8 protein-coding genes are annotated in these 9,634 nt (G+C 67.4%); 4 read left to right on the forward strand and 4 right to left on the reverse strand.

The window, feature by feature from the left end; translation table 11 throughout:
• Window positions 1-128: 128 nt before the first annotated feature.
• From J0695_RS15200 to rplU, 4 genes are all read right to left on the reverse strand, one after another.
• The gene (locus tag J0695_RS15200; protein ID WP_206962560.1) at window positions 129-1,631 is read right to left on the reverse strand and encodes a bifunctional cytidylyltransferase/SDR family oxidoreductase; all 1,503 of its coding nucleotides are present in this window, start codon (window positions 1,629-1,631) and stop codon (window positions 129-131) included.
• Between the two features lie 397 nt (window positions 1,632-2,028).
• Entirely contained in the window at window positions 2,029-3,465 is a 1,437-nt protein-coding gene (gene obgE / locus J0695_RS15205) for a GTPase ObgE (RefSeq protein ID WP_206962561.1), read from the reverse strand.
• A gap of 146 nt (window positions 3,466-3,611) precedes the next feature.
• A complete protein-coding gene (gene rpmA / locus J0695_RS15210) occupies window positions 3,612-3,875 on the reverse strand; it encodes a 50S ribosomal protein L27 (protein ID WP_206962562.1) in 264 nt (87 codons plus the stop codon).
• A gap of 12 nt (window positions 3,876-3,887) precedes the next feature.
• Window positions 3,888-4,208 carry a 50S ribosomal protein L21 gene (gene rplU, locus J0695_RS15215; RefSeq protein WP_206962563.1) on the reverse strand — a complete coding sequence of 107 codons (321 nt, stop codon included), beginning with the start codon at window positions 4,206-4,208 and terminating at the stop codon, window positions 3,888-3,890.
• A gap of 268 nt (window positions 4,209-4,476) precedes the next feature.
• Here rplU and J0695_RS15220 point away from each other — a divergent pair, with 268 nt between their 5' ends.
• The 4 genes from J0695_RS15220 (at window position 4,477) to J0695_RS15235 (ending at window position 9,601) form a co-directional block, all read left to right on the forward strand.
• Window positions 4,477-5,736: a glycosyltransferase family protein gene (locus J0695_RS15220; RefSeq protein ID WP_206962564.1), complete on the forward strand. Its 1,260-nt coding sequence runs from the start codon at window positions 4,477-4,479 to the stop codon at window positions 5,734-5,736.
• Complete coding sequence (locus J0695_RS15225; RefSeq protein WP_206962565.1) at window positions 5,711-7,312, forward strand: glycosyltransferase; 1,602 nt, start codon at window positions 5,711-5,713, stop codon at window positions 7,310-7,312. Before J0695_RS15220 ends, J0695_RS15225 begins: the two co-directional genes overlap by 26 nt.
• On the forward strand, window positions 7,309-7,920 hold the full coding sequence (locus tag J0695_RS15230) for an acyltransferase (RefSeq protein WP_206962566.1): 612 nt from the start codon (window positions 7,309-7,311) through the stop codon (window positions 7,918-7,920). The genes J0695_RS15225 and J0695_RS15230 overlap by 4 nt, the downstream gene beginning before the upstream one ends.
• Before the next feature lie 166 nt (window positions 7,921-8,086).
• Window positions 8,087-9,601 carry a N,N-dimethylformamidase beta subunit family domain-containing protein gene (locus tag J0695_RS15235; protein WP_206962567.1) on the forward strand — a complete coding sequence of 505 codons (1,515 nt, stop codon included), beginning with the start codon at window positions 8,087-8,089 and terminating at the stop codon, window positions 9,599-9,601.
• Window positions 9,602-9,634: the final 33 nt, after the last annotated feature.

Genomic DNA, 9,634 nt, shown 5'->3' on the forward strand with positions numbered 1-9,634 from the left:
GTAGAACCTGCTCCAGGGGGGTCACACTTTGTGGGATATGTGAAGGTGGAGCTTCACGAATTCGGGCCTCTGCGATCGGCGCGGAAAGCGATCACAAAGGCCCGATGAATTCACTAATTCAGCGATTATTACACATCTTCCTGTCGATCCAGGACCGAGGCCAGCGCGGCTTCGAAGTCCGACGTCTCGCTCGCCTCACGCGTCGGGTCCTGCTGCCGTACGTCGATGACATGGCCCGTGAGCTCGGAGAGCAGCACGTCGAGGGAGGTACGGGCCACCGCCTCGGAAGAGAGCAGGGAACCCTCGGGCTCCTGGCCGAAAGCCTTGGTCCGCATCGGCGTGGCGGTCCGCTCGGGGTTGACGCAGTTGACCCGGATCGCGTCGCCCGCCCACTCGTCGGCGAGCGCCTGGGTGAGGTTGACCATGGCGGCCTTGGTGGAGGAGTACAGGCTGTACTCGGCGCGGCCGCGGGTGTAGCTGGAAGACGTGTAGAGCAGCAGCTGGCCCTTGGTCTCCGCCAGGTACTTGTACGAGGCACGGGCGATCTGCACCGGCGCCAGGTAATTGACCCGCAGAGCCTCTTCGATGGTGGCGTTGTCGGTCTCGGCGAGCTTGCCGATGCGCAGCACACCCGCGGTGTTGACCACGAAGTCGACGCGACCGGTCTCGGCGTACGCCTTGGAGAGGGCGTCGTCCACGTGCTCCGGGTTGTCGACGTGGGTGCCGGTGGTGGAACGGCCGAGTGCGTAGACGCTGGCGCCGTAGCCCTTGGCGAGGTCCGCGATGTCCGCGCCGATGCCGTACGAACCGCCGAAGACCACCAGCGTCTTGCCGGCGAGCAGCTCCCGGTAGGCGGCCGTGTCGGCCTGCCGGGGGGCGGCGGTGGAGGCCAGCTGGAAGAGCTTGTCGGCGATGAAGACGTCGACGGGCTGGGTGACCTTCATGTTGTACTCGTCGCCCGCGACGACGTAGATCGGTACGTCGGGCAGGTACTTGAGGACCACGGTGCAGTCGTCGGTCGCCTGAAAGTTCGGGTCGCCGTCGGCGATCTCGTACGCACGGCGGATCGTCGAGAGCTTGAAAGCCTGCGGGGTCTGACCGCGGCGCAGCCGGGAGCGGTCGGGGACCTCGGTGATGAACTCGCCGTCACCGCCGTGGGTACGGGTCTGGATGATCGTGTCCGCGGACGGGATGGCGACATCGACGGCCTGGTAGCGGTCGAGCGCGTCCACACAGTCTTTGATCACGCGCTGCGACAGAAGCGGACGGACCGCGTCATGGAAGAGGACATTGCGGTCCTCGCCCTCCGCGAGCCCCTCGCCGAGGGCCGAAATGGCGCGCTCGGTGGTCTCGTTGCGGGTCGCGCCACCCTCGATGATCCGCGTGACCTTGGTCAGTCCGGCCTTGGCGACGATCTTCTCGACGTCCGGCACATAGCCCGGCGCCATCAGCACGATCACGTCATCGATGTCTTCGGCGTTCTGGAAGATGGCCAGCGTGTGCTCGATGACAGCCTTGCCGGCGATCTTCAGCAGTTGCTTTGGGATGGACAGACCCACGCGCTGACCGGTCCCACCGGCCAGCACGACTGCTGTAGTGCGGGGCTTGGTTGCTTTGTGCTGCACAGACACAGACGACCTACCTTGCGATGACGAGGGAACAAGTGCGATCGTCGCACTCTCCGTGACCGTCTCGCAAGGCGGACGCCAACCGCCCACCACCCTTGCGATACCGGGAGTTCACCCCCTGGTCAGGGCGGCACCCCAACCACTGTCACCACAGGGCGTGACTGACGCCACATCCGTGGATGCCCGGCTCATCGTAGCGAACCGGACATCCAGGACAAGACTCCACCCCCTTCGCTTTCCAGAAGGGGGTGGAAGTCGTCGTACTCCTCGGTTTAGAAGGGGTGGAAGTCGTCGTACTCCTTCTGCGGAACTGCTTCCCGACGCCGCCCTCGCATTGCTCGGCCCCGGGGGCCTCACAAGCTTCGAGCGGCTGCGCCGGACTCCGTCCGCCGGTCTCGGCCTAGAAGGGGTGGAAGTCGTCGTACTCCTTCTGCGGGTCGTCCCGCTCCGCTTCCTTGTCCCGGCGGCGCGTGGTCGCGGGGCGCGGGGCCTCGAGACGGTGGTCCTCGCCACGGCGGCCCAGCATCTCGGCGCCGGCCGTCATCGACGGCTCCCAGTCGAATACGACGGCGTTCTCGTCCGGCCCGATGGCCACACCGTCACCGGACTTGGCACCGGCCTTGAGCAGCGCGGTCTCGACACCGAGCCGGTTGAGGCGGTCGGCCAGGTAACCCACGGCCTCGTCGTTGTTGAAGTCGGTCTGACGCACCCAGCGCTCCGGCTTCTCGCCGCGCACCCGGTAGACACCTTCCTCGTCCAGCAGGACGGTGAAGCCCGAGTCGTCCACGGCCTTGGGCCGGATGACGATGCGGGTCGCCTCGTCGACCGGCTTGGCCGCGCGCGCCTCGGCGATGATGCTGGCGAGCGCGAACGACAGCTCCTTGAGACCGGTCCGTGCGACGGCCGAGACCTCGAAGACCTGGTATCCGCGCGCCTCCAGCTCCGGCCGGATCATCTCCGCCAGATCCTGGCCGTCCGGGATGTCGATCTTGTTGAGCACCACGATCCGCGGCCGGTCGTCGAGGCCGCCGTACTGCGTGAGCTCGGCCTCGATCACGTCGAGGTCGGTCACCGGGTCGCGCTCCGACTCGAGCGTCGCCGTGTCCAGTACGTGCACGAGCACCGAGCAGCGCTCCACGTGCCGCAGGAACTCCAGGCCGAGGCCCTTGCCCTGGCTGGCGCCGGGGATGAGCCCGGGGACGTCGGCGATGGTGTAGACGGTCGAACCGGCGGTGACGACGCCCAGGTTGGGAACCAGCGTCGTGAACGGGTAGTCCGCGATCTTCGGCTTGGCCGCGCTCAGCACCGAGATCAGCGAGGACTTGCCCGCACTCGGGTACCCGACCAGCGCCACGTCGGCGACGGTCTTGAGCTCCAGGACGATGTCCCGGGACTCGCCGGGCACACCGAGCAGCGCGAACCCGGGCGCCTTGCGGCGGGCGGAGGCCAGCGCGTGGTTGCCGAGCCCTCCGCGCCCGCCCTGTCCTGCGACGAAGGTCGTCCCCTGGCCGACGAGGTCGGCGAGCACATTGCCGTCCATGTCGAGGATCACGGTGCCGTCGGGCACGGGGAGGACCAGGTCCTGCCCGTCCTTGCCGGAGCGGTTGTCACCGGCGCCGGGCTGACCGTTGGTCGCCTTGCGGTGCGGTGAGTGGTGATAGTCCAGCAGCGTGGTCACGGCCTGGTCGACGACGAGAATCACATCGCCGCCGCGTCCGCCGTTACCGCCGTCAGGTCCGCCGAGCGGCTTGAACTTCTCACGGTGTACGGAGGCGCAGCCGTGGCCTCCGCTACCCGCGGCGGCATAGAGCTCGACGCGGTCCACGAAGGTGGTCATGGGTGTGCCTCCAGGAACAGGGAAAAACGGATTGTCTTACGTCTTAACACGACAAAGGCGGACCGGCTTCCCGATGCGCGGTGCGCATCGGGAAAACCTGGTCCGCCTTCGACAGATCGCTCTACGGCAGTGAAACCAGCCCGGAATCAGGCGGCTGCAACGACCGGAACGATGTTGACGACCTTGCGGCCACGGTGCGTGCCGAACTCGACAGCACCGGGCTTCAGTGCGAACAGGGTGTCGTCGCCACCGCGACCGACGCCCGTGCCCGGGTGAAAGTGCGTGCCGCGCTGGCGGACCAGGATCTCACCAGCGAGGACGACCTGACCGCCGAAGCGCTTCACGCCGAGCCGCTGGGCATTGGAATCGCGCCCGTTCCGAGTGGACGATGCGCCCTTCTTGTGTGCCATGTCTCAGTCCCTTTACTTCGCAGCCGCGGGGATACCGGTGACCTTGATCGCCGTGTACTGCTGGCGGTGACCCTGGCGACGGCGGTAGCCGGTCTTGTTCTTGTAGCGAAGGATGTCGATCTTGACACCCTTGTGGTGGTCGACGACCTCGGCCGTAACCTTGATACCGGCCAGCACCCACGGGTCGCTGGTCACAGCGTCACCGTCGACAACGAGCAGCGTAGAGAGCTCTACGGTGTCGCCAACCTTGGCGGTGGGAATCTTGTCAACCTCAACGATGTCGTCGACAGCAACCTTGTGCTGGCGACCACCGCTGCGCACGATGGCGTACACGCGGACTCTCTTTCGCTCGGAACCGGTACCTCTGAAGCCAGCCGCCCGCGCAGGCCGAAGCCCACGACAATCCGGATTGGATGAACGGCCTCCCCCGCGAGAAACGCCGGGAGGTGAGTTGCTCAAAGGGTGCGGCGCATAGAAAAACACGCCGACGGTCAAGGTTACGGGGCCCGCACCGGGGGGTCAAACCGGGCTCCTGCCCCCACCCCCGCCGTGCTAGCTTGTCGCTCCCTTTCACGGTTGTACGCACACCCGAGGCCGCGCGTTGTCACGCACCCCCACCTCCCGCCGTACGTGGCTTCTGCCCCTCCTGGTCTGCGGTGTCTACGTACTGCTGCAACTCGCCGCCGGGCCGTCATGGACGCTCTTCCCCGACTCCTACCGCTACGCCCGAGCCGCGGAGCAGTATCTGGGCGCCTCCCGGAGCGAAGCCCATCACACCGCGCTCGAGGCCTTCTGTACGAGTCGTTCCACTGCGGCCGCGGAGAGCAAGGCCCTCGATCCGTTGCCGGAGCCGGCGGCGGCCGATGCCGCCTCCTGCCTGAAGCGCTGGGCCGACGCCCCCGACATCACCACCGACGACGCCCGCTATCAGTCGGTCTTCTCGTCCCGGCCCGGATATCCGCTCCTCGCAGCCCCCTTCGTCGGCCTGTTCGGAGTGCTGACGGGAATGCGCGTCCTCGGTCTTCTCATGGCCCTGGCCGGCTCTCTGGTGGTGGCCGGGATTCTGCGCAGCGCCGGATTGTCGCCGCCCGCCGCTGCCGTCGGCCAGACCGTCTTCCTCATCTGTCCTCTCGGCTGGTGGAGCACGCAGGCGCTCGGCGAAGGGCTGGTCACGGTCTGTGTGCTCGGCGCGGTGTGGGGCGGACTGCTCATGACGCGGGGCAGACCGCTGTCCGGCTCGCTCCTCTTCACCGGGGCTCTCGCGGCATGCACGGTCACCCGCTACTCGACGGCCCTCGTGCTGGCCGCTCTGATCGCCGCCGCCGCTCTTCTGACCTGGTGCTTCCGGCGTTCGCGGGGTGTCCTGCTCCTCGGTGCCACAGCGGCGGCCTGTGCCGCCGCCATCGCGCTCGTCATGAAGCTCCTCGCGCTGCCGTCCTCGGAGGTCACCCTCCAGGACACCTTCACCCGGCACTTCCGGTCGCCCGAGGTACCCGATCCCTGGGCCAGGCTCGTCGACCTCGATCTGCACTTCTGGCGCCACTGGCTCTCCGAACAGACCGCCATGCCGTTCTTCCTGGTGCTCACCGCCCTCGCCCTGTGGATGCTGCTGCGGTACGGCGGCGTACTGGGCCCGCTCGCCTGCGCGGTCGCACTGGTGGGAGCGGTCCAGGTCGCCGCCCATCCGCTGGTCCAGGAGGCGGACCGGCTGGGGGTGTTGATGTGGGTTCCGGTAACCCTCGGAATTGCCTTGCTCACGCCATCACTTCCGGGCTTTCGCTCACTTCCGTTTGACCGTACGGTCCAGGTCCCGGACCCGACCATGGAGCCACACCATGCCGACACCACAGCTTCCCGATGAACTTCTGGCCAACGTTGCCCGCCGCGCAACGGCTCGGCTGGCGCGCGCCGACAGACCTTTCATCGCGGAACGCATCCTCGGTGTCGCCGGCCACCGGATCAGGGATCCCCGGCTCAAGGCCGATGTGCTCGGCGAGGCCGCCGAGGCTCAGCTCGCCCGGGGTGTCACCCCCCGCCATCTGATCCCCGCGTACGCCGCCGAGTTGGCATGTGCGGACCTTCACCTGAAGGCGGGCCGCAAGAAGGAGGCGGCCGCGGCATTCAGCAAGGCGGTCCAGCTCGCCTTCCATCGCGTACCGCATGTGGACCGCCTCGTATCGCCGCTGTCCGACGACCCGGCCAGGTTCACCGCGCCACTGCGCGCCAGCACCGTCGCGCGTGCGGTGGCGGCGCCCCGCGGCAGGGCGCTTCCCGCGGCCGAGCCCCCGAAGGACCGCCCGCTGAGGCTGCTCCTCGTCACCCGGGGCAACGCCAACTTCCTCCGGCTGATCACCGAGCGGTACGCCGATCACCCGGCCGTGGAGCTGCGCACGCTGGACCTCGCATCGGATCCTGATCTCTCACCGCTCGCCAAGGGTCTGGGCCGGATGGTCGGACTTCCGCTCGGTGCCCAGGCCGGGTACCAGGCCCAGGTCGAGGCCGCGCTGCGGCCGCACCTCGACTGGGCCGACACGATCTTCGTCGAGTGGTGCACCACAGCCGCGGCCTTCGTCACTCTCGTCGATCCGGGCACCACCCGGATCGTCGTCCGACTGCACAAGTTCGAGACCTTCACCTACTGGCCGCACATCATGGACTTCTCCCGTGTGGACGACGTGGTGTTCATCGCCGAGCACATGCGGGACATGACCACGTCCGCCGTGCCCCGGCTGCTCAAGGACAAAGCGCCGCGACTGCATTTCCTGCACAACGCTCTCGACCTCCGGCACTTCAGCCGGCCGAAGCAGGACGACGCGCGCTTCACCGTCGGTCTTGTGGGCATCGGGCAGATCGCCAAGGATCCGCTCTGGGCCCTGGAGGTGATCAGGCTCCTGCGCCGGCAGGACCCCCGATACCGCCTCCTCATGGTCGGGCAGGGATTCAGCCCCGAGACCAGCCCGGCCGCTGCGGCGTATCACACCTCGCTGGAACGGAATCTCGCCGAGCTCGAGGCCTCCGGAGCGGTCCGCCGCGTGGGCCCGACCAAGGACGTCCCGGGAATCCTGACCGAGGTCGGTGTGATTCTCAGCAGTTCGGTACGCGAGGGCTGCCACGTCGGCCTGATGGAGGGGGCGGCGAGCGGCGCCGTCCCCGTGGTGAGGGACTGGCCGTTCGTGGCAGGCCGCCGGCACAGCGCACGCACTCTGTTTCCCGGGGACTGGATCGTCACCACGCCGCAGCAGGCGGCGGAGCGAATCCTCTCGGTCACCGCGTCCGAGGAGGTCCGGTCCGCGGCAGGGCTGGCGGCCTCTGAGTATGCGCTGCGCGAATGGGACTGGATGAACGTCCAGGGCACGTACGACCGTTTGCTGCTGGGCGACGACGGCGACATAAACTCACCCGTCGACAATGCACTCGGAAAGGCAGACCTTCAGTGAACTACAGGATCCAGCCCACCGCCCAGGTCGACGAGACGGCCCGGATCGGGGACGGCAGCAGTGTCTGGGAGCTCGCTCAGATCCGTGAGCAGGCCAGGCTGGGCGAGGGTTGTGTGGTCGGCCGCGGAGCCTACGTCGGGACCGGCGTACAGATCGGCAACAACGTCAAGATTCAGAACTACGCCCTCGTGTACGAGCCCGCCGAGCTCGCCGACGGCGTGTTCATCGGTCCTGCCGTGGTGCTCACCAACGACCACAACCCCCGCTCGGTGGACCCCGATGGCAAGCAGAAGCGCGGCGGCGACTGGGAGGCCGTCGGCGTGAAGATCGCCGAAGGGGCTTCGCTGGGCGCACGCTCGGTCGCCGTGGCTCCGGTCCGTATCGGCCGGTGGGCCATGGTCGCCGCCGGTGCCGTCGTGACCAAGGACGTCCCCGACTTCGGCCTGGTCGTGGGCGTGCCCGCGCGCAGGATCGGCTGGGTCGGCCACGTGGGCGTAAAGCTGACGGCACGTGAGGGCGAGCCCGGGGTTTGGGAGTGCCCGCAGACCGGGGCGCTTTATCGCGAGACCGGCCCGGACACACTCGTGGAGTACGGATCCGGCGCCTGATCAGGCGCCGGATCCGTCGGTAACCCATCGGTTTTCCATCAACTCCGCCAAGGAATGATGTATTCCGCCCAACATGGGCGTTACCGGACGTTCACATCTCCTACGCTTGCCTCGCTCATGACGACGTGCAGGGAAAAAGCCCTCCGTCTCCCGGGGAGGCACCTGTATGGACAAGAAATCCCGTCGCACCGCGCTGGGCGTGTTCGGTGTCAGCACAGCGGCACTTGTCGGATACACACTCAGGGGCGGTACGAAACCCGCAGCGGCAAAGCACTCGCCCGTCTACAGCGCACCGGGCGACAGAGATGCGCCGAAGCTGCTCAGTTCATGGGGGATAGCCCGGGAGGGCACACACCTCACGAACGACCGCAAGGAGGGCATTCACGGCTACGCCTCGGCCACCTCGGTGGCCCGCGGCACCGCCGTGGATTTCCATGTCTCGGTCGACCGTGCGCAGAATTTCACCGTCGCGGTGCACCGGATCGGCGGACAACGGGGGTCCGCCGTCGGCCCGTTGACCACCAGCCCGCCGCTGCACGGAAGACCGCACCCCATACCCAAGTCGCAGGCGGACACCGGGCTCATCGCCTGCGACTGGCCCTCCTCCTGGAAACTGCACATTCCGCAGGAGTGGACGTCCGGTCTCTACCTGGCGGTTTTCACCGCTGAGGACGGCTTTCGCGGTTGCACGCCCTTCGTCGTAAGGGACACCGCGCGCCGCTCGGACATCCTGGTGATCGTCCCCTTCACCACGTACCAGGCCTACAACATCTGGCCGTTGAACGGACGCACCGGAAAGAGCCTCTACAAGGGGTACGAGAGCACCGGCAAGCTGGGCGGCGCTCCCCAGCGTGCCGTCAAGGTCTCCTTCGACCGGCCCTATCACCACTCGGGCATGCCCGCCTGGTTCGAATTGGACGCCAGTTTCGCCCAGTGGGCGGAGAACGAGGGTTACGACGTCACCTATGCGAGCAGCGTCGATCTGCACGAGGGCCGCATCGACACCTCCCGCTACAAATCCGTGGTCTTTCCCGGGCATGACGAGTACTGGTCGAAGCCGATGGTGGATTCCATAAAGAAGTCGGACGCGGACGGAACCCATCTCGCATTCTTCGCATCCAACAACATCTATTGGCATATACGGTTCGAGGCGTCGGCGCGAGGGGCGAGCAGCCGGGTGGTCACCTGCTACAAGGATTCCAACGACCCGGCTGCGGACACCACAGGGCCCACCATCTACTGGCGCACTCTCAGCCCGGGCGGGCGCCAGGCCGAGCAGGGGGTGGTCGGCACGCAGTACAACGGCATCGTCAAGACGCCCGTACCGCTGGTGGTGCGCAAGGGCGACCACTGGCTCTGGGCGGGTACGGGGCTGAACGAGGGCGACGAACTTCCCTACCTCGTCGGGGTCGAGGCCGACGGCTACGACTCGAAGATGCCCAGCCCCGTCGGCTACCGGCGGACCCTGCTGTCCCAATCGCCGTACATCGACAAGCGGCCGGGGAAGCCGCCGAAGGTGCAGGCCACCTGTCTCAGCGAGAACGCGCAGGGTGTGATGCGCTTCGCCGCAGGCACCTTCTACTGGTCACTGGCGCTCTCCGACAGGCGCCTGCCGCGCGCACAGGTGCGCAGGGCGACCAAGAATCTTCTGGACCGGATGGTCAAGTCCGCTCAGCAGTAGACGTGTCGAGCGTCCGAGAGGGGGGCGGGGCCG

The sequence above is a fragment of the Streptomyces beijiangensis genome, assembly GCF_017315755.1.
GTDB lineage: Bacteria > Actinomycetota > Actinomycetes > Streptomycetales > Streptomycetaceae > Streptomyces > Streptomyces beijiangensis.